The sequence below is a fragment of the Paracoccaceae bacterium genome (genome assembly GCA_033344815.1).
Classification (GTDB): Bacteria; Pseudomonadota; Alphaproteobacteria; order Rhodobacterales; family Rhodobacteraceae; genus Roseobacter.
This window is the reverse complement of record JAWPMR010000001.1, coordinates 3,904,426-3,928,472: the sequence shown is the minus strand read 5'-3', so window position 1 is coordinate 3,928,472 and position 24,047 is coordinate 3,904,426. Positions and strand designations below refer to the sequence as shown.

At 56.1% G+C, this 24,047-nt stretch carries 1 protein-coding gene; it reads right to left on the bottom strand.

Translation table 11 applies throughout. The annotated features are described in order from the left end of the window. Positions 1-5: 5 nt before the first annotated feature. On the bottom strand, positions 6-24,014 hold the full coding sequence (locus R8G34_18180) for a tandem-95 repeat protein (GenBank protein MDW3224780.1): 24,009 nt from the start codon (positions 24,012-24,014) through the stop codon (positions 6-8). Positions 24,015-24,047: the final 33 nt, after the last annotated feature.

Sequence of the window (24,047 nt, the reverse complement as noted above, 5' to 3'; positions counted from 1 at the left end):
TCACCTTAGTAGAACGAAAACTGATCACTATCCAGCGCTGCAAGCTGAGTACCGCGAAGGAAGACCGAGTCGCCATTTCCAAAGTCGAAGAACACGCCGCCGTTACGTTCTTCGGCAATGGCCAGCAGGTCGGCAAAACTCTCGACACCTTCGACGGACAACGCCAGTTGATCGCCAGGAATAAACCCGCGCGCGCCAGACTGTGATACCTGATAGTCCCAGATGGCGTCACGGCCGTCCCCGTTTTCATAGAAAAACGTGTCTGATCCTTCGCCGCCAAAAAGCCGGTCATTTCCTGTGCCGCCGCGCAGCGAGTCCTCGCCCTCGCCCCCGTAAAGGGTATCGTTACCGCCGCCGCCAATCAGTGTGTCGGCTCCAAGATCCCCGACAAGAGTGTCGCGGTCATCGCCGCCATCCAGAAGGTCCGCCCCTGCGCCGCCAAAGAGACGGTCGCGTCCAAGACCACCCAAGATTGTATCTGCGCCGGCGCCCCCTGACACCCTGTCGTTGCCGGCACCTGCGTCGATATAGTCATTACCGTCACCGCCGTTGTAGCGATCACTGCCGCCAGTGCCTTCGGTAACACTGTCATATGGGTTGGTCACATTCATGGTGACGGTTCCTGTAGCAGTGTCCGTTCCGTCACTGAGTGTGTAGGTGAACTGGTCCGAGCCTTCGAAATCGACACCAGGGTCATATGTGATGACGCCGTCCTGAAGCGTCACGGACGCATTGGCGGAACTTGTGACCTCCGTAATGGAAAGCGCGTCGCCGTCAAAATCCGTGTCGTTTTGCAACAGGAGTGCAACCGGAATTTCAACGCTGTCGGGAATGACCGCGTCAAAAGCATCATCCCCGGCAACCGGACCGGAATTGCGGTCTTCAAAGGTTAAGGTGAAGATATCGGAAACTTCGAATTGACCATCCGTGGCTTTGAGTTCGATTTCGAGAACACCAGCGGCGTCTCTTGGCGCGCGTCCCGAGAACGCCACTCCGTCAAAGCTGAGCCACTCCGGCAGCGCCGAGCCATCCCCAAGCAATGCGCCAAAGGCAAGCGCATCATCGTCAATATCGGAGAAATTATCGGTTTCCGCAGTGACTACGAAAGCTTGACCGGTGGCCAATGTCTCGCCGCCATCATCCTCAGTTACATCATTGAGCGGCGCATCGAGCACCGGCGCATCATTGATATTGGTGATGCTGAGTGTGAAGTCATCAGAGATTTCAGCAGTGCCATCAGATATAAACAGTCGTAGGTCGATATCGCCTGCAAAATTCTGCGGTGGCAGACCCGTCAGTGCCAGTGTCGTTGCATCGAACCCCAGCCAATCGGGCAGGGCATTACCATCATCAAGGCGCAGATCGAAGGTCAGCGGATCACCATCCACATCCGTGATCAGACCTTGCTGCAATTGTAGATTAATGGCCGTGTCTTCAGAGGAGAAACGGTCGGAGAAAGGCGCAGACAGCACCGGAATATCGTTGACCGGTGTGATGACAAGATCGAAATCTCGTGAGGTGCTTGCAATACCGTCATCCGCAACCAAAGCCAAAGCGATGGTGCCAAAGAAGTTTGACGGTGGTGTTCCCGTAATCCGGCCCGTCGTGGCATCAAATGACAACCATTCCGGTTTTTCCGTGCCGCCTGCCCGTGTGAGTGTCAGCGCCAGAGGATCACCGTCCACATCACTGGCGACGTTATCAGGCAGGGCGAGATCGATTTCCGTATCCTCGGCGCTGATCTGCGCTTCGATCACATCAATCGTTGGCACTGTGTTGCTCACGGCGACCAGGTCAATTGTGGCGATCGCGCTATCCTCGAGCACGCCATCCGACACTGTATAAGTCAACTCCAACGGCCCTTGCAGTGTCACGTCACGGGTGATGACGATATTGCCAAGGCCATCCAGTACCGCCGTAAAGCCCGGTCCATTTGCCACGCTTACAATCGCGAGGCTATCACCATCTACGTCCACATCATTGGCAAGCAAAGTGACTACAGGAATGGTTATCGTTGTATCCGTGCCGCCTTCCAATTGATCCTCAACCGCAACCGGCGCGTCATTTACCGGCGCAAGTGCGATCTCGACGGGTTGTGTGGTGGCGATCTGCCCATCCGAGACCAAAAGCTCAAGAAATATCGAACCATCAAGATCGGCAGGCGGCGTGCCGGAAAGTGTCAGGGTATTACGATCAAAGTTTACCCAATCCGGCAACGGCGTGTCGTCTGGTCCGCGCAGGTCGATAAAGAGTGCGTCACCTTCCGCGTCAGAGAAAAGATCTACCGGAAGCGTTGCGCTGAACGCGGTGTCCTCGGTGCCTTCGATCACATCTACGACGCCGATCTGGGGGGCGTCATTGACCGCAGCCAGATTGATTGTCACCCGCGCAATATCCGTCAGGCCGGTTGAGTCCGCCACGCGGTAATCAAACGTCGCTTCGCCGGAACGGTTTGCATCCGGTGTGATCAGGAGGCGGCCGTCTCCGTCCAATGTCACCGTCACACCATTCGTTGCCACGATTTCATCAAGAACAATCGCATCGCCATCTATATCGCGATCGTTCAACAAAAGGTCACCGACCAGCAGATCAATCGGTACGTCTTCAGTGCCGGTCAAGGTATCGTCGCCCGCCTCCGGCGCATCAGGCGTAGGTGTGATGCTGAATGAGACCGTACCGGTCACGACAAAGCCACTGGGATCTGCAATCTGATAGCTCAGGGTGAAGTCATCCACCGCGTTTTGGGAAGGTGTCACCCGCCAAAGACCGTTTGCCTGCTGGACGGCGCCGCCCAACCCGAGGAAGGTCAGTGCGTCGCCGTCCGGGTCAATGTCATTGGCCAGCAGAACAGCCGCATCAATGTCAATGAAACTGTCTTCGGTCACCACAAAACCTGCGTCAGACACGGCAATCGGCAAGTCGTTCTGCGGCAGTAGCGTAATCGCGACAAACCCTGTGCTCTCAGCCCCGTTCGCATCGCGCACGATGTAGGAAACTCCAGCGTTGCCAAAATAATCTTCGCGCGGGGTAAAGACGATCGCATCGCCGACGATTTGCGCAGTCCCATTGTCCGCTTCTTCGATACCGGTGATCGTGAAGCTATCTCCTTCGACATCCCGGTCATTTGCAAGCAAATCCGCAAAGTCGAGGACAAGATCGGTGTCTTCGCTCCCCTGAAACGGTCCATCGGGATTGGCAATCGGTGCGTCGTTCAGAGCAGCAAACGTAACTTGCACAACGCCTGTGCCGCTATCGCGCCCGTCGCTGACCGTATAGTTGAAATCATAAGTGCCAAAAACGTTCTCATCAGGCACGAACTGGATTTCGCCACCGGGCAGAATAAAGGACCGCACATCGCCGGATACCGCCTGAATGGAAACGAAATCAAACGCTTCGCCCTCGGGGTCAAAGTCATTCGCCAGCAAATCGGCAATAGCAACCGTGACCGGCGTGTCTTCCAGACCGTTGACCACATCGAGGCCCGCAACCGGGCCCTGATTGGTTTTGACCACATTCACCGTCACACGGCCCGTGTCATCACCGTCAATGCCATCGGTGACCACATAGTCAAAGAATGCCTGCCCGTCGAAGTTCGGCGTCGGCGTAAAGACGATTTCACCGCCAACCAATTCCACGGTGCCGTTGATTGCATTCAAAACGGAGGTCAACGTGAGCGGATCGCCATCCACGTCGACGTCGTTGGCAAGCAGCGTTGCCGGATTAATGATCGTTACCGTATCTTCCAGCCCCTGCACGGTATCGCTTACCGCTACGGGCCCATCGTCAGTGGCTGCGACATCTATCGTCACCGTGGCAGAGTCTTCGCCTTCTTTCCCGTCAGAAATAAAGTAATTGAATGTGTCTTTGCCGGAGAAACCAGCATCAGGTGTATAGGTGAAAGCCACGTCCTGCGCGACAAACTGGATTTCAATCGTCTCGGATGCCTGCGTGCTGCCATCATCAACGAAAACCGTAATTTCCAGATCAAATGGCAGGCCAAGGGGCGGAATCGCTGTCAGGATACCTGTCGCGGGATCAATGCTCACCCAGTCTGGCAATGCGGTCCCATCCGCCAACGTGGCACTGTATAAGCCACCCGTCAGAATCGGCAAACCCGCAGGAACCGGGACATCCTGCGCCGGGATTTCAATATCGATCTGCCCGTTTTGCGGCTGCTCGATCCCGATCAGGTAAAAGGCATCGCCATCATCGTCGCGGTCATTGGCCAGCAATTCCGCCGCAAGGTAGGACCGGGGGGTATTTTCTATTGCCTCAAGGGCATCCGCTTCCGCATCAGGCACTTCCGGCAAAGGCAACACGTTTACGATGATGATCGCCGGTTCTTCAGACACCGCGCCTTTTTCATCGGTTGCCGTATAGGTGATCGCCAATGCGCCGTTGAAGTCCTCAGCGGTGGTCACGGTGATCCGTTCAGACGCCAGAGATGCATCGATGCCGCCATCGTCAATGATGCGATAAGTTTCGTCCACCGCGACACCTGTGATCACCGACATCGCCGGCAAGTCAGTCCCGTTACCCGCAACATCCAAACGCACCGGCACGGTACCAACGAAGGTCGCTGGTGGTGTTCCCGCAAAGCTGATGCTCTCAGCATCAAATGTCAGCCAATCCGGCAGATCGGCAAGGTTTTCCTTGCGGGCCGTGACCTCGGGCGACGCGCCAAGGTCAAGCGCCAACAAGCCCTGTTCCGCGAAGAAAGGGTCGTTTTGCAGCAATGCGTTGATCGCAGGGTCAATGCCGACAGCCGGGTCAACCAGAAACTCCAGCGTCACCCGTTTGTCATTGGTGGTGTAGATGCCCTGCGCGGTCTGGTCGGGCACTTCCGGCGTGAAGACGATTTGGACCCGCGCCACATCGGCGTCCGACTCTGGCGCCACGTCGGTGAAACCAAGCGTCATGGTATCAAGATCAACGTCGAGCCACGCCGGCAACGGACGCCCGCTGGCCAGTTGCGCGCTCACGGTAGCTGTTTCAATGTCGAAGAGAGCCAGATCGCTGTCATAGACAATGCCATCAACCAGAGCAGTATCGGCCGGGTCGACTGCTATCTTGTCTACGAATGACTTGATGTCTTCAGGCGCCGGGCCTCCGATCGCAAACGTCAAGGTCACATCAAACGCGTCTGTCACACCAACGGGTGGCGTCCCGCTCAGAGACAGAGCAACGGGGTCAAAGGTCAACCAGAGGGGCAGATCGGTGCCGTCATCCAAAGTCGCCGTTACGCTAACGCCGTCTCCCGCCTGCGTGAATTCCAACGCATCGGCAAAGGGCGCACGTACCTGGTAGCTGTCCGCCAATGCGCCATCGTATGCAACCCCGTCCACCAGTTCAGGATCAGTTGGATCAATGCTGAAGGATCGTTCAAACGCCGTGCCCTCTTCGGAATAGGCAAACGTGATCGTCACATCAATTGGATCGACAATACCCGCGGGCACCGCGCCGCTGAAGCTCAATGCGTCGGCATCAAACTCCAACCAGGCAGGCAAGGCAGCGCCACTCTCCAGTGTTGCGGTAACTTCGACAGGGTCAGACAGATATTCATTGTCAATCCTACCTAAAACGGAGGTGCTTTCGAAGAAAAGCACGTCACCATCCGGTTCAATGTCATTGCCAAAGGCTTCTGCCGCCAGCACGACAATTGGGATATCCTCAAATCCGTCAGTGATGTCATCCCGCAGGATCGCCGCGTCATTGGATGGCAGAACGGTGATCGACACAAAGGCCGTGTCAAACCCACCACGCCCGTCGCTGATCTGGTAAAGGAACCCGGCCGGTCCGTTGTAATCTGAACGGGGCACGAAGGCGATGCGCCCGTCATCCGTAAAGCCGACATTGCCATTGAGCGGAAAGCGCTCCAACCCGGAAATCGTCAGCGGATCTCCGTTTGGATCGCTGTCATTGGCCAGTAGGTCCGACACTTCAAAGAAAATCGTCTCGTCTTCGAGTGTTTCGAAACCCGTGTCATCCCTTGCGTTCGGCGGATCATTCAGTGGGATCACATCCAGTTCAACGGTGATTGTGCTTTGCGCGCCACGGGCGTCAATCAGATCGTATTGGAACGTGGCCTCGCCCAGCGCGTCCGGGGTAAAGCGGATAAGCCCCGTATCCGCATCATAAATCAGACTGCCGTTGCTGGCCGAATGCACGCCTTGTGCGCTAAAGGCATCATTCTCGACGTCAAAATCGTTGCTGAGCAGGGAAGCCAGCGTAATCTCTATCGTCTCGCCCAGGCGGACGGTGCGTTCATCGCGCCCGCTGCGGGGCGCGTCATTGACTGGCTCGATGTACAATTCAACCGAGGCTGTTGAGGTCAGCCCATCAGGATCGGCAAGCACATAAGTGAATCCTGCGAATCCGAAATGATCCGCTATCGGCTCGAATTCAACAAACCCACCGAGCAGCTTGCCGTCGCCGTTGGTGAGGTCATGGAAGAGACCTGTCCCGAGCGGGTTGCCCTGATCATCCAGCAGCGGCCCAAGACCTACGATCGTCAGCGGATCACCGTCAATGTCAAAGTCATTGGCCAGAAGATCGGCAAAGGAAATCCGCAGGATTGTGTCCTCGGTCCCATTGATCACGGGATCGTCCACACCCGTTGGTGCATCGTTCACTGGCGCCAGATTGACTTCCACGCGCGCAGTGGATTCACGACCGAACTGGTCCCGTACGGTATAGTCAAAAAACGCATCGCCGTTGAAATTTTCGTCCCCGAGGAATTCGATCATGCCCTCAGCGTTGATCGTCGCCGTGCCATTGACGCCATCCTGAACGGAAACCAGCGTGATCTGATCAAGACCCTCGGCGGCATCGTTGCCGATGAGATCCGCGACCGGATCAATCACGGCAACCACATCCTCCACACCCAGACGGTAGACATCATCCGCAGCGTTGAAGCGACCTTGACGTTGCAGCAATTCGATTGTGGCACGGTTCCAGACTGTGCCATCGTCAAACGCAACTTCTTCGATGCCGTCTTCCGCACTAACGAAGTGATTGGTGACCCGCATCGTGTCGATCAGGAAGCCATCATCGCGCTCCAGTTCGAGAAGCAAATCATCGCCCTCGCGGATCAGCGAGACGTCTTTCGGTGCCACACCAGGCAGGATTTGAACACGGTCCACATCCGTGCCTGCGCCGGCTTCAATGACCACATCATTGTCGCTGTCATAGCCAAAGAAATAGGTGTCGCTCCCCCCGCGACCTTCAAGACGGTCATCGCCAAATTCGCCATCGAAACTATCCGCACCCGAGCTTCCAAGGAACACATCGTTAAAAGTGGAACCGCGCAGCAATTCGATATTGCTGATTTGATCCCCCAGCGCTTCGCCCGCGAGGCCCTGACCAAGAGCGAGATCAATTTCAACTGCTTCGTCGGCCTGACTGTAATCTGCGGTGTCAAACCCACCACGCCCATCGATTATGTCGGCGCCGCGCCCGCCGCGAATGATGTTATCTTCCCCGTCGCCGCGGATTTCATCATCCGCAAAAGAGGCCTCGATAATCTCGATCCCACTGAATGTATCGCCAAGCGCATCGCCGCCGCCCGCGCTGGCGGTTTGCATGTCGATGATCACGCCGTCGTTGGACAGGCTGTAACTTGCAACATCAATGCCGTCGCCACCAATCAGCTGATCCGCGCCACGCCCGCCAATCAACCGGTCATCGCCATCACCCGCATCAAGCCGGTCATCGCCACGCCCGCCGTCCAAAGTGTTGTCGTTGCTGTCGCCCGTCAGCACATCGCCGAATTCAGTACCTGTGAGGTTTTCGATACTGGTCAGCACATCGCCCGCGGCCTCACCGCCCGCGGCCGTACCATCCGCGAGAGAGATCTGCACGGCTCCGGCAGAAAAGAAGTACCGCGCAGTATCCGAGCCTTCACCGCCTTGCAGATCATCGGCCCCGGCGCCACCATCCAGCGTGTCGTCACCAGCATCCCCACGCAACCGGTCCATCCCGTCACGCCCTTCGAGAAGATCATCCCCATCGCGCCCGATGAGCAGGTTATCCCCGCCATCACCGCCCAGATCATCAGCGAATGAACCGCCGGCAAGTGCTTCGATGTTCTGATAAACATCGCCTTGTGCGTGACCGCCCTGCCCGACACGGGATTCCAGATCAGCACGCTGTCGCACGTCAGAACCGCCCAGATCAACGATGTCAAACCCTTCGCCACCGTTGATCTCATCCGCACCATCGCCGCCAATGATCGTGTCGTTGCCAGCGCCGGCATCAATCAGATCGTCGCCATCGCCACCATCGATCAGATCATCCCCGCCGAGCGCCTGAATGTCGTCATTTGACGCCAGCGCCCGGATGGTTTCGCCCGCTTCGGTCCCAATCAGCAGATCGCGCAGGGGCGTGCCGTTGATTTCCCCATTGTAACTGTCAAAGACCAGCGTCGTCGCCATGCCGGTGTCTTCCAGTCCGGTGGGATCCGTGATCCGGTAAGTCAGGGTGATCTCGCCGCTAAAGCCGTCAGTCGGCCGCAAGATCAGGAAATCAGCGTCATAGCGCTCCACTGTCCCGTTTGAGACGGAGTCCACACTAACAAAAGCAACCGGTTGCTCGCCGTCCTGATCAACGTCAAAGTCATTGGCCATCAAATCGGCAATGCGGATGATGACCGGGACGCCGAACTGGGCGGTGGCCACTTCCACATCATCCACAACGGTTGGCTCATCATCGACCGGGATCATCTGGATATCGACCCAGCCCTCAGCTTCTCCCTGTGCATTATCCGTGATCCGGTAATAGAAACCACCGGAGCGTTCCGAATTCAGATCCGGCGTGAAAAGCAGGTCGCCATCATCATTGTAAACAATGTCGCCATTGATCGGACCCTCAAAGAACACACGTGGATCAAGAGCGCTGGCGTAGCGCCAACTCACAAATTCGATGGTATCGCGGTCAATATCCGTATCATTGCCGAGAAGGGCTGCGATCGGGATCACCGTCGGCACGTCTTCGCGAACCAGAATCTGGTCCTCAACCGCGACCGGCGGAGCGTCGCCCACGTTGTTGAAAAACAGCGTTACCTGCGCATCATCAACGGCACCTTCAGGATCCGCAATCAGATAGGTGAACGTCGCAACGCCCCAGAAGTCAGGATCAGGTGTAAAGATGATCGTGTCATCAACAGTGATTTCGATATCGCCATTGATCGCGTTGCCCGCGCTCTGGAAAGTGACCGCCAGACCTTCGGGGTCAAAATCATTGCCCAACAGCAGCGAAATCGGAATTTCCAGCGGGATGTCTTCATCCCCCTCATAGGGTGTCTGTCGCGTAGGGTTGTATCCCTCGTTACGCGCCACAGGTACGTCATTGACCGCCTGATACTCGATGAAGGCACGCGCCGAGGCGGTATCGCCCTGCCCGTCATCGACAATATAGTCAAAATACGCTTCGCCGTTGAAATTTGAGCTGGGCGTAAACAGTACCGTACCATTATCCAGCAGGCGCGCATTGCCGCCAAAATCTGCACCGATACCGGTTACCGTCAGAAGATCGCCATCGCGCTCAATGTCATTGGCCAGCAGATCATCGACATTGATGACAATCGGATTGTCTTCGCGGATCGGCAGGCCTTCGTCTGTGGTGAAACGGTCATCTTGCGGTTCAGGCCGATTGTTAACGGGCGTTACGAACAGCGACACCGTCCCCGTATCAGTCGCCCCCTGGGAATCCTCAATCGTATACTCAAAGGACGTTGCCCCAAAGAAATACGGCCTTGGCGTGACGATTACGACACCGTCCTCGGTCAGTTCCAATGACAGATCAGCATTGCTGGACACTGAGGTCAATTGAATGCTGTCACCGTCCTGATCCCTGTCGTTGGACAGAAGGATGGCGGTATCAATCTGGAACGCCTCATCTTCCAGCGTCGCAAATCCGCTGTCGTTGCGCGCTTCGGGATTATCATTGACCGGAGTGACGTTGATAAAGACCTGGGCTTCGGCGCGACCGCCTTCGGGCGTATTGGCGACATAGGTAAACCGCGCTGGCCCAGAATAATCCGCGTCTGGTGTGAATAGAATTTCACCATTGGAGGACAGGTTGGCCGTACCGCCCTGCGCACCAAATATCTGCGCCACCAGCAAGCGATCACCATCCAAATCGTTAGACAGCAAACGTTCGGTCCGGATTGTCAGGAACCCATCTTCCTCAACTTCGAAACCCTCGTCATCGCGGGCTTCGGCAACCGGGCGGACGCGCAAATCGACACTTGCTGTCGCCTGACCATTGCGCCCATCCGATACAGTATAGGTAAACTGCGTAGGACCGAAATAACCGTCTTGCGCGGTGTAGAGGATGTTGCCGTCCGCATCGAGTTCGGCCACGCCATTTTCGCCACCGTTGACGGCGATGATCTGCACAGGATCACCATCGGCATCAAAATCGTTACGCAGCAGATCCTGCGCCAGAATGAGAGCGGGCTCACCCGTCACGGTCGTGAAATACCCATCATCCGTGGCCACAGGCGCTCGGTTGTCCAGCAAAGTGTCCAGGATCGCCTTTGTCCAGATCACCCCATCTGTGAAAGTGTAGCTTTCAATGCCACGCTGGTCTTCTGCCAATGCATCAATGATGGTCAGCGAGTCTTCGGGCGCTGAGGCAAAGCGGAAGACAATTGTGTCACTGCCCTTAAAGAGACGTTCGACGGTTGTCTCAGAGGCTACGAAATCTTCAAACGTCACCTGGTCCACATCTCCTGTGGCCGTTCCGAGGTCAGCAATGGTATCCTGCCCATCACCACGGGCATAAACATAAAGATCGTTGCCTTCTCGCCCAATCAGGCGGTCATTGCCCGTGTCACCGTCAAAAACATCATCACCATCAAAGCCATAAACGGCGTCATCTCTGGCAGTTTCCGCACTTACAATGGACTGGGCGCGCATCTCATCGCGGTCCCATTCGACACCATTGGAAAACCGGATTGTTTCAATGCTTGTACCAAAATCTGCCAGCGCATTGTCGATAATGATCCGGTCGCGTTCACCCACAAAGCGCAACACCAGATCGAGGCTGTCAGGCCCAGCCCGTAAAGCGTAGGCCAGATCTTCCGGTGTGAGATCCTGCAGATCCAAAACATCAGCCGATCCGCTTTCATCCGATATCCGGTCATCCCCGTCGCCAGCAAGGTAAATATAGGTGTCGTTGCCGCGTCCGCCTTCCAGCAGATCATTGCCCAAACCACCCTGAATTATGTCATTGCCATTGCTTCCGACAATGACATCACCTTCATCGGTCGCGGTTTGTGCCAATAGCCCCAAGGCAATTTCCGCCTGGGTGAATGTCTTGCCACTGTCGATCAGCACGATCTCTTCGATCACATCACGCGATGAGGTCGATAACCCGCCAACGATGGTGATTTCATCCCCGAGATCGGACAGACGGATGATCAGGTCTTCTCCTTCAATTCCTCGCCGCGAGAAACTGATCTCGGTCTCGTCATAACCGGTGATTTCGAGGCGATCCGCGCTGTCGAATCCACTGTCGCTTATAGTGTCAGCACCATCCCCACGGGTATAAATGTAGGTATCATTGCCGCCGAGGCCCAAAAGCAAATCATCGCCTCCGCGCCCTTCCAGCACATCCTCACCAGTCGTCCCTGTGAGGCGGTCATCGCCTTCGGTCGGTGGATTGCGATCCAGCAGGGACGCAAAGCTGGTATTTAGGATTTCCGTCCCATCCTCGAAGACGATTTTCTCCAAGCCGTAGCCGGAGAAGGTCAACAACCCTTGCGTGATCGTCAAACGACTGCCGTCACCCGCGCCCGGCGCGCTGTCTGCAATGATCAGTTCCAGATCATCGTCATACCCTTGGCGGAAATTCACCTGATCTGGTGTGATCCCATAGAGTTCCAGAACATCCACGCTATCGCGATCAAAACTCTCGGAAATGCGGTCAAACCCATCCCCCCGGCGGTAAACATAGGTGTCACTGCCATCTTCACCGATCAGGACGTCATCCCCGCCCAGACCGTCGAAACGCTCATCCGCATCGGTGCCGACCAAACGGTCCGCAAATGGGCTCGCCAACTCACTGATCAGAGAATTGGAAATGTCGCCGGCGGTCAAGACAGTGCCGTCATCCAACTCGATCCGCTCGATGCCGCTTCCAGTGCCGGCACCTTCGACAAACATGTCCGTGAGCAGCAGTTGTGCGCTGTCACCTGCGTCTGGCCCGCTTTGAGCAATGTTCAGAACCAAACCACGGTAGGCTTTTTCGAAACTGAGGGTGTCCGCCGCCACGCCCACAAGTTTCAATGTATCGGTATCGCCGGACCCGTCAATTTCGACGATTTCATCATTGCCGTCGCCCCGTGACCAAATGTATGTATCTGATCCCAATAGACCCTTCATGATGTCAGCGCCGGTTCCGGCCTGTAGTGTATCATCCAGATTACTGCCAATCTGAACGTCATTGCCCGCTGTTGCGGTATCACTGATCAAACCGGCAACCAAATCCGCTGTGCTCAGATCCACGCCGTCCGAGAACCGCAGCGTTTCGATCATCCGCGATGCAGTCTCTGTGCTGGTAAAGGCATCACGCAATGTGATGGAACCGGCAGAAATACCGCGCGCAAGATCCTCAATAACCTTCACGATCAGATCATCGCCACGCCGGGTGATCTCAATATCATTTGCCGCCAGATCGGGCAGACTAAGCAGATCCGCCTGATTGCCGGTATCGACATACAGGTCGTGACCGTCGCCGTTACGATAAATATAGGTGTCTACCTGCCCGCTTGTCCTGACGGTGTCGTCCCCAAGGCCCAATTCGTAGATCTGTCCGATGCCAGGATTGTTGACGGCATCATCACCGTCCGTCGCGATCGGTCGGGCGATTGCATCGGTGACAAAGGCGTTATTCCAAATTGTACCATCGTCAAAACGCAGTTCCAGCAAACGCAGATCGGCAATAGAGGGAGACTGCGGCGTTCCGCCCACTTCAACGGCATCGACCAAACGCAAAAGTCCACCGTCCCCAGCGCCCGGTGCGCTCTCCTCAATTCGGATGAGAAGATGCGTCTTGTGGTTCAAGAGCGTGACATCTGCCGGATCAATGCCTTGCAGGTTTATGATCGGATCAGACAAGGCGCGGATCGTATCAGCGCCATCACCACGAGCATAAACGATTTCAGCGAAGCGGTTGGTCTTTATCACATCATCGCCGAGGCCCGCATCGATAACCACCGGCGCAATGCTGTCGATGGCATCATCGCGCAAGACATCATCTGCATCCGAGCCAATAATCGGCGCCGGGCGTGCCAAGAGTGCGGCACTGTTCAAAACGGTACCGTCCTCCAGTGTAACGGTTGTCATGATGTCATTTGCCAACCGACCGAGCCAGATGGTCATAGCGTCACTGCCATCCGGCGCGCGGGCCGCCACATCGATGTAAATGTCGCTGTTTACGGTACGGCTGGTAATCTCTTCAGCAAGAACGTCATTCAGTGTCAGAGCATTCTCGAATATAAAGAGCGGTTCCCCTGTGTCCGGATCTGTCTGGGACACCTCAAAATTATTCGTGAGCGCAAACAGACCAGCATCCACGCCCCGTTCCAGCGTCGCCTCGGCGGTAAAGCTGCGCGTGATGCCATCAATCGGGAGATCAGAACCGGTTGCAATCACAGCCTGAATCAGACCGCCGCTGATCAAAGTGCCGTCGTCCAATGCAATTCTGAGCGATTCCAGGGCCTCAGACCGATCCAGCCAGATTTCGCCGGCGTCTGACCCATCAGGCAACCGAGCATCGATCAGAAGAACTGTTTCCGGCCCTCGATTTTCGAGGCTCAACTCATCCGCTGTCACGCCAATCAGCGTCAGATCACGGATGAGTTGTCCCGGACCAAAAGGGCCATTGAAAAGGGGTTCATCCGCAAACAGACCATCGTCCCCGGAACCTTCCGTAAAGCCCACTTCAATCGGGCGTCCGGGTCCGTCAAATCCATCCAGCCCGTTCAGAGAAAGCTGATAAATACCGGCATCAACGCCGCGCTCAAAGGTCAGTGTATCACTTGCCACACGCGCATCATCCGGATCATAGGACTCGGCCATGACCGTGAGGTCCTGCAGTGTCAGCGTAACCAGATCGGAGAACACAACCGACGTAATCCGCGACCCTTCCTCAATCGGCCCAGTGCTGGATGCCCCGATCAGACGCAGGCTGTCACCAGGCGTTCCGAAAGTCAGCAGCAAATCACCTTCGGCTGAGCTGAAGACGTTGTCTTCAAAAATCGTTGCCAGTTTTTGGACAGTGACTTCTGTGGACGCAATGTCAGACAGAATGATCTGCACATTATCGTCATCATAGCCGTAGTCATAATCGAGAAGTGAAATCCGGTCATGACCGCCGCCACTTGCGTAGGTGATCTCGGTTTGCTCGAAATACCCTTCAAATGTGTACCCATAAAAGAGTTCATCCGCAGGCGTCGAGAAATAACCTGTACCACCACCGGGCAGAACAATCTCGCGTTCCCCGCCTTCGGGCGTCGCATAAAATGTCACTGCGGCCTGTATGTCGTTGTAGGTCCAGACTGTGTCGTCAGAGAAACGGAAATTTTGCAGTTGGAAATTCGTATCGACAATCCAGATGCGACCGCGGTCACCGACAATCTGCACTTCCAGATCACGGGTACCGAAGCCTGTGTAGAAAGGGCTCTCAACGATCCGGATATCCTCAGGCAACAGGTCGGTGAAAGTGATGGACAGATCATAAGACGTACCATCCGCCACGGTTTTCACCCCGTCGCCAAAGGCGTAAATCAGTGTGTCGTCGCCTCGCACCGGGTCGATGAGGTCATCCCCGGTGGTGCTGGCGAATATGTCGTCTCCGACGGAGCCGACGGTGTAGTCGTCACCTGCGGTAACCTCGCTGCTGGCGCTGACGACCTGGCTTTGCAGAAAAGAACGAGACCAGGTGGTTCCGCCTTCAAAGATAACCTGTTCAATCGCGGGATTTGAAAAATTGCTGTCGCCTGCGCGGATTTCTATGCGGTCATCCGTGCCAACAAATGTCAGGACCAGCCCTTTTGGCTCATAGGGGTGCGCGGTCACGATCACATCTTCGGGCAAATAGCCACGCAGCTGCAGATCGACATCGTCGTCACTCGTGGTCTTACCGCGAATTTCGTCCCGCCCGTCGCCGCGATTGAAGACCACAACCTCGTTAAAGAAAGACTGCTGGTTATCGGTGATGATCACGTCATCGCCGAGGCCCGCCTCGATCACGTCAATGGCGTCAGTCGCGCGTACCACATCATCGCCGTCACTGATCTGGTCGCCCAGAATCCGCGCCTGAAATTGTGCGAAATTCAGGGTCTGATCATCAAACTGGAAGTTTTCAACTGTGCGCCAAAACGTGCGCGACCCACCCGAAGATGTGTATGAGCTGTTGTAAAACGCATCTTCGATCAGCACCTCGTCCCCGGCATCCCCAAGCGAGATAACCACATCGCGCGGATCAGCATCGGAGCGGGTAAAACGCGCCTCCGCCAGAGTAAACCCTTCGAGGATCAGCGTATTGACCGCATTGCTGTCCGGTTCGGAACGAACTACATCCCGGCCACCACCGCGCTGATAGACAAAGGTGTCACTGCCATCGCCCCCGGCGAAAATCTCATCCTCTGAAGTGCCTTCCAGACGGTTGTTGGCGCTTGTTCCGTTCAAAAGCAATGGGCCGCCGTCCGCGGTGGAGGACTCAAGCGCTGCCCTGATTTGAGTCTGAGTCCAGACTTCGCCGCTGCCAAATTCGATCCGCTGAACCCGTGCATTGAAAGTGGACAACGCCCATTCCAGCACCAGTTCATCGCCGCCCCCAAGGCGCAGCACCACATCATTGGTTCGGCTTTCAACCGCAATCACAGATGCCTCTGCTGCTGAGTGATCCGGCAGGCGCAACACGTTCTGATCAAACCGCGATCCGGACTCGTCGATGATATCGCGCCCATCGCCGCGGCGGAAAATGTAGATGTCTGCACCGCTCTCACCGCGCAGGGTATCATCCCCCAGACCGCCCACAAGCGTATCCGCACCCGTCGTGCCGGTCAGCACATCATCAAAATCTGTGCCCTGTCCCACAGTTTGGGAGAACAGTGCCGCGCGCGAAAAGGTTGTGCCATCGCTGAACACCACGGAGTCAATGCCACGCAAGCTGCTGTCATATCTCAGGACGATCTGATCGTCGGAACCGGCGAAACTGAGCACCAGTTCGTCGCGATCCGCAACGGGTCGTGATACCAGCATCTCCTCGGCGAGATAGCCAAAGATTTCCAGCCTGTCGGTACCGCTTTCATCCGTTATGACGTCGCGCCCGTCACCGCGACGGAATATCACAACATCATTGCCCGCGCCTGCAAAGATATCGTCATCACCGCCCGAGGCTTCGATGACGTCTGCACCCGCAGTACCAAAGACAACATCGGCCTCCTCGCCAATCTGGTCGGCCACGGAACGCGCGATCAGCGCCGAATAGTCCCAACTTACGCCATCTGCAAAACGGATCGTCGGAATTTGTACTGCATCGCGCGCACCCGCCAGCAACACCTGATCGCCAGTGTCAGGGAAAGCCAGAACAAGATCGCCACCAGATGCATTGGTCGCCCGCACCTCGACGCCAATGGAAGTCAGATCAGTGAATCGTATTTCCGCGCTCCCAACAGAAGCTGGCAAAATTACCCGGTCCAGACCATCCCCTTCGGAGAAGACAAGCTGGGTATTCGATCCCATGATGACGGTGTCGAACGCCCCACCCGGCGTCACCTCAAAGGCAGGATCAAGCCCTCGTGCATCAATCAGATCCATACCTGTGTTGGTCTGTTCGGAACGGATGATGCTGCGAACTTCTTCAAGGCTCAGGCTTTCACCGTCGGCGAAAAGGAAACTTTCCACATGCGCCGAGGCAGGCGCAAAAGACGCCCCGCCAAATATCACCAGATTGTCGCCCGTCGCAAGCAGTGTGATCAGCAGATCGCCGTTGATGTCTTCGAATTTGACCTGTCCTCGCGTAACACCTGTCCCAAAGACAACGCGGTCCACGCCTCCGGTTTCCTCGATGCTGTCGCGCCCCCCGTCAAAGCCAAACAGGTAGGTATCATCCCCCGTACCACCGATCAGCGCGTCAGAACCTGCGCCCCCGTCAAGGGTATCGGCCCGCCCGTCAAATCCGATCAGCTGATCGTCCGTGTCACTGCCTTCCAGCAGACGGTCGCGCAGTGTTTCCACCGTCCAGACGGTGCCATCGGCAAACTGGAATTCTTCCACCGTTGTGGTGCCAAGGCCCCCTTTGATGGTCAGAACATCCGCGCCGTTCCCCAGATCAATTAACAGATCCTCGCCCTGGCGCCGCACCACGATGACATCTGCCTGTACTGTCGCGCCAAAAATGATCCGATCAATTACCCCTGCCTGATCGTTACGCTCCTGAACCGTGTCAAAATCATACCCTGCCGAGAACGCATAAGTATCCGCAGCCGTGCCGCCAATCAGCAGATCGTCACCCTGTCGCCCGTCAAGCGTGTTGGGTTGATCCGGGACCCCCTCAATGACGTTGTCGCCACGATTGCCACCTTCGATCTGAAGCAATTCTTCGACATCAGAAATCAACAGTTCCGAGCCATCAAAGAACTTGAAACGCTCCACGCCGTCCTCGATATCGCGGAACTGGTTGCGAACGCGCAGCGTATCAGTGCGCCCTTCGATCGAGATCACCAGATCAAGGTTGTCCTTGGTGAAAACCACGTTGTCGCGGGTGATGTCGGCACCGAATTCCACAACATCGTCAGTTCGTACATTGACGCCCCGGCGGTCTTCCCATGCGGCACGCTCCTGGCGGTCGATGATCACATCAGCGCCGTAACCCACGTCAAATTTGTAGATGTCACCGCCGTCGCGGCCCACAAGCGTATCGTCGCCGGCGCGCCCGTCAATGACTTCGCCAAAGTTCGATCCGTTCAGCGTCTCACCGGCGGAGGTGCCGATAATATCGATATCCTCGGGATTGAAATCCGTAAACCGGAGCGTCTGGTCGGCAAACTCGAAACTCTCCACAGCGAAAGCCTGCTGGCCTGCACGCACATATTGGTTTTCCAGCACAATCTGGTCACCTGTATCGTCCACCGTAATGATCAGATCCAGCGGTGTCCGCGTGAAGGTCACGTCCGCCGCGTTTATACCTTCAAGGATCAAGCGTTCCGAACCGCCTGCATCGAGGATCGTGTCCGTACCGTAGCCCCGAGCGAAGACATAGGTGTCCGAACCGCCCAAACCTTCAAGGCGGTCATCACCCGCACCACCGTCAATGAAATCCGCCAGATCAAAACCATAGATCAGGTCATTTCCAGCAGTTTTGGCAGTGTCGATGAAATGCTGGTGAAGTTTGGTATAGGACCAGACCGTCCCGTCCCCAAACTCGATTTCCTCAATCAGGTTAGTATATCCGATAAAGAGAATGCTTTCGAGATTATCCAACAATGTGACCTGATCTTCGGTCCCGGAAATGCGCATGGTCAGCGTGTCCGAGGGCCCGTCGCGCAGGTAGTCGAAATCGGTCCAGCGCAGGTCATCCACGAATTTCAGACGGTCTGGATCCGCGCCGAAAATCTTCAAGCTGAAGTCATCATCCTCAATGATATCATCGCCGTAGCCGCGCCCGAAGATATAGGTGTCGCCCCCTTCCAGCGCGCTCAGATAGTCATCGCCTGCGCCCCCATCCAGCGTGTTTTCATTGAGCAGTCCGTAGATCGCATCGTCGCCGTCGGTTTTGGCGTTCAGTATGACACGCTCAGCGATCTCTTCGAAATCAATCGACGTGCCATCCTCAAAGATGAACCGTTCAATCAGGTTGGGCGAAACATAATCGATATCCAGCGATGGATCGAAATCGCCGAGGATTCCAAGATTCAGGCGAATGCCACCGAACTGACCTTCGACGAGGATTGTATCGGTGGTCTCATTGCCTTGCTCATCAAGCAATGTGATTTGCAAATCATCGCTTGCCCCATCACGGCGCAACAGAAGATCCTGTGAGGAAATATCGTCACCGGTGAAACGGATGAAATCGAGCCCACCCTTCAGCGGGCCAACGTTAAAACCGCCGCCATCGCCCACAACATCCTGACCGTGTCCACGTTCGAAAATGTAGAAGTCACCGCCCAGACCGCCGCGCAACACATCGTTGCCCTTGCCGCCCCACAGGACATCCGCATCACCCGAGCCCTGATAGCTGTCATTGGTGTCACGCGGATCAGCGACCTCCATCGACATGCGGAAGCGGTCCCAATAGACGCCATCTGCAAAGACAATCGTATCCACGCCGGATTCCAGGCGCTTGTCGCCCTGCACCGGGTTCAACTCGCCCAGGAATTGATCTGTGATGCGCAAAACGTCATCTCGACCGTCAATGGTGATGATCAGATCCTGACCGTCGCGCACCATTGTGACATCAGAGGATTTTACATCCGTGAAGCGTAGCTCATCCACACCGCCGCGGTCCTGATCAAAGATATAGTCAGTGCCAAAATCCTTGCCGACGAAATAGATATCCGCCCCGCGCCCACCACGATACACCTGATCGCCAAGGCTCATGTAAAAGAAATCAATGCCTGATGTGCCGTTGACTTCCGTCGCATCCGGGGCGTGATCACGCAGCCTTGTTTCATCAATGGAAAGTGCGTCCATCGCTGCACGGATGTCGACATCAATGCCCACATTCTCAAAAGCAGGCAGCATCATCTGGAACACAAACCGCTGATCGACGGAGACAGAGGTGCCGTAGAGATTGCCGTCACCGGACAGTTCATATTCCGGATAGACCTGCGCGAGGATTTCATTCCAGCTTTGCAGGTAGGCGTAGGACTCATCATATCCCGCCGGGGCACCCTCGAAAATCGCCTCGAACATTGGGGCCAGTTCGCGGTCTGTGGTGGGTTTATAAAGCCCATCCTCCACGTCATAGGCGATGCCACGCGCAAAATCGCTCAACCCGCCTTGCAGCGCCAGACGCGCCGCGAAAGCCCTGCTCACGGTGATGTATTGCGTCATGACGATGTCCAGCAACTCGATCATCGTATCGATGCCACTGTCAAAGATGTCGTCGCGTAGGCTGGTCTGCCCGGAATCGTTCACCGCATAATCAATCGTGCCATCCACGTCGTCGATCGTGGCTGTCAAGATTTCGGGTTGGAAATCAATCCCATTCAACGAGGTTGCGAAATGGAATTGTCCAGGCGTCAGCAATTCCACTCGAAACGTGCTGTCGTCCGTCGATCCGACCTCATCCAGCGTCTCAAAGTCCACTTCGAAATTTCGCAGGTTGAAATCACGCGGCGTGCCAAATTTCGCCTGCAATTCCAGTGCACGGTCCAGATTGCGTGCCCAAACATAGAAACTGCCGTCCCGGTCTGTCACTTCCACTGTATAATCGACCACGATGCCGTCGATGAAATTGACGCCAATGGCCTCTACTTCGATGGCTCCGTACGGGTTGAACCCAAGTGCCTCTGTGCGCCAGTTCCGGCCTTGCGCTGTCGCCTGCGCCAGCACGTCTGCCAGCGTCGGGGCCGCAATAACTGCGCCCGCGCCGTCCAACACATCTGCACCGCTGGCCAGCCGCCAACTGCCATCGCCATTGTCGATACCGTAATCCAGAATGACGGCGCGGCCCTCGACTACCTCGTAAAGGTAAGGCGCTTCCGAACGGAAATTCAGCGCTTCGCCGCGCGACGTGGGCGAGAAAGCCTGCTCCAGTTGCCAACCCTGCCCGGTTGCAGCACCTTGCGCCAAAATGTCTTCGAGCGTTGGTCGCAATATCTCCGCACCGGCCTCGTCCAACACCGCAGCCCCTGACGCCAATGTCCAAAAACCGCCAGAGGCGTCCTCCACATAGACCCCACGATCAACCAATGTGACGGTGCCGCCCACTGTCTCCAGCAGCACGGGCGTCAATTCACGGGTCTGCTCCAGCGCAAAACCCCACTGACCCAATGTCTCTCCTGACAGCGCGCGCAATTCTTTCAGGTCCGGATTGACCATCTGTGCGGCCGCCGCTTGCGCTGTCTCGCGCAGCTCGAAGTCATTGGACAGCGCGACAGCCAGATCAGTGACCCTGCCAAAGCCGCGTGCATTGAGTTGCGAGCCTTCGAGCCACGGCGCGATCCCCGCTTCGCCATCAAACTGCGTATCGGTATCGTTGAGATCAAAGATCGCCTCGAATGCCCGACCCACCCGATCTTCGAACTGGACATCTGCAAATGATAACAACAGAGCACCCTGCGGCGTTTCCGAGTTTACATCGGTGCTCGACAGGCTGAAGGAAAGAATACCCAACTCATCCAGCGAGAAAAGCTCCCCGTCGTCGGTTTCTCCGTCGCCATCAATATCACGCCAGACCTGCAATTCGGACCAGATGAGGTCCGCCACATCAATTTTGCCGTCCGCGTTGCTGTCAAAACTCGCCAGTTCTTCGAGGCCTAAAGCGCCCGGCCCCCCGAACAATTCGCTGATGTCGTCGATCAAGCCGTTGCCGTTGGCGTCCCGGACAAGAAATCCGTCATCGCCAGACAGCCACCCGGTGCGTTCTGCGAATAAATCCCCGTCCATGTCAAAATAGACATCCGCATCTGCAATCGAAATCGTCTCGATCCCGTCCCCGTCCAGATCAATGATCAGCGGGTCCACACCGTCAGCCCATTGCGCGACTTTTGCGACACGTTGCAACGCCCCCGCCAGCGTCAACAATTCATCAATCAACGGAAGCGTGCGCAGCAACCCTCCGATGGCGGGCACCGGGATAATACTCAGAATGGCAAGGAACGGGTTGGCCACCTTGAAGGCCATGCCCAGATCACCTTTGAAATCCGGATCCAGCAGTTGCGCGCCCCAGATCGTGCGCGGGGCTGTGAAATTCACCACCGCCTGAGCGCCCACAATGGATGTTCCGTCGCCCAATTCCGTGGGCGCAGGCAGACCGAAGAGCTGGTCGAAAACATTTGCAATATAGAGTTTTCCGTCGACCACCATGTAAGTCATGAATGGCAACAGGAAATCAAAATAGAGCGGGCTGCGGAAGGTAGCCAGTCCAAGGCCGAAACTACTCAGGGGGCCCAGGCTGACAAAAGGAATGTTATTGTTGCCGCCCACCATGGGAAGACCAAAGAATTTCAGAACATCATTGGGGCTCGGATCAAAAATTGTTGTGCCGCGCCACCACCAGAAATTGTCAGAATTCTCCGATCCGCCCAGATTGTTGCCATCGGCCCCAAGCCCATCAATGGTATCGCCAAAAAGGATCGCCCCGGGCGTTTTGACGAAAATCCAGTCGCGCCCCTCTCCGCCCAGAAACACACCGCCCGCGCCGTCTTGCGACAGAACAATGTCATTGCCCGCACCACCATCAGCGAAAATGGTCGGGCCCGGCTGGAACACGAGAATGCGGTCATCACCATCGCCACCCAGTACCTGACCATAGCCGCGGTGGTGCAGGACGTCATTCCCGCCCCGTCCCTCAAGCCGCGCACCATTGAGCGCGAACATTTCCTCGCCGCCGTCAGTACCGATGAGGATGTCAGCAAATTCATCATTCTGATCATCCGCTACATAGGCAATGCTGAAGGGCTCGGTGATCGGGGCCTCTTTGCCAACCTCGAACGTCGCCAGAACCTTGTTGGCGATGGCATCGGTAATGTCGTTGAATTCCTGTTGCGCGAGAGCAATCGCTTCCTGAATGTCCTTACCGATTTTGCCCAGAAGCTCGGCGCCGTTGGTGATCACGTCATAGATGCCATAGATCGCCCAACCCGCAGCAACCACGGTGGCTGCCACGGGTCCAACAACCGGGATCGCCGCGGCAACCATGATAGAGGTTGCAATCACAGCAGCACTCACAACGGCGGACGCGGCGAAAGTCGCACTGGCCTTAAAGAAATCGCCCCATTCGCCCGTGGCCAAACCCTTTTTCAAAGAGTCATAGCTGATATTTAGATACTCAACCGCATCCCCGGCAAATCCGCCACCGACACCTGCCATTACGTTGTTGAGTGACCTTATCGCGTTTGCCTCTGCTTCCGGGCTAGCATCCGCAATTGTTGGCAGGAAGTTTTGCTGATTGGCCCTTTCCTGCGCGATGATCTGGGCGTTTTTCTGCAATTCCTCGTTGAACGCGGCCACATTTTTCAATTCTGTCGTTGTCCCGGCCGTCATCCTTTGGGCAACCGCGTCATCTCCACCCGTCAGGTTGTTCAGGGTGGCCGTAGCATCTGATGACGCCATGATAATAGCGTTCTGAACTTCAACGGGCGTGCGGTCCCCAAGCGCTGTCAAAGCTGCGTTCTTCTGGTCCTGCGTGATCAGCCCATCGTCAGCCAGCTGGTTGGTCAAAGCTTCGACCCGTTCCGCCCGTTGAGTGGTCGTTGGATCTGCCGAAGAGGTGTCAAACCCCGCCTGATATGCGTCCGCCTGCGCCTTGACGGCCTGCGCCTGCGCATTGGTCGGATCATCTATGGCAGTAGGATCGATCCGGTCTGAATTGAATGCCGTCTCCAATACTTCGGCAAATTCCGCGTTGCCCATGACCGGCAAGGGACGACCGTCCGCACCCGTGACGTTTCCACGCGTATAATCATCGACCCATCGCGCCAGATTCCAGATCGCAGCGTCTTTGGCCTCAGCAGAAGCGCCAGACCTTTCAATGAGCAGAATTTCTTCCCGCAGGAAGTCATTCTTGCCCCTCTGATTGCCGCCGGGTCCATTCCCCCGGTGCTGGGCAAGGCCCCAACCTGCTTCTTGTACCGAATCCTGCATGGACTGCGGCCCGTTCTGCAGGGCCTCAACAAATTCAGCATTACGATAAAGCGCAATGAGGTTGCCGCGCATGTCAGGGGTCATCCCCGCACGCGCCAAGGCATCACCGATGACCGTTGTCATTCCGGGCTTGTTGAAAAGAGACTTCGCAATCTTATGCTCCATCTCAAATTGGGTATAAATCTCAACCATAATTACGTCCGATCAAAAAAGAGCCCACGGAGC

What these genes read in the sequence shown, in the direction of transcription:
- R8G34_18180 (MDW3224780.1), bottom strand. Translation starts at nt 24,014, where the DNA reads ATGGTTGAGATTTATACCCAATTTGAGATGGAGCATAAGATTGCGAAG.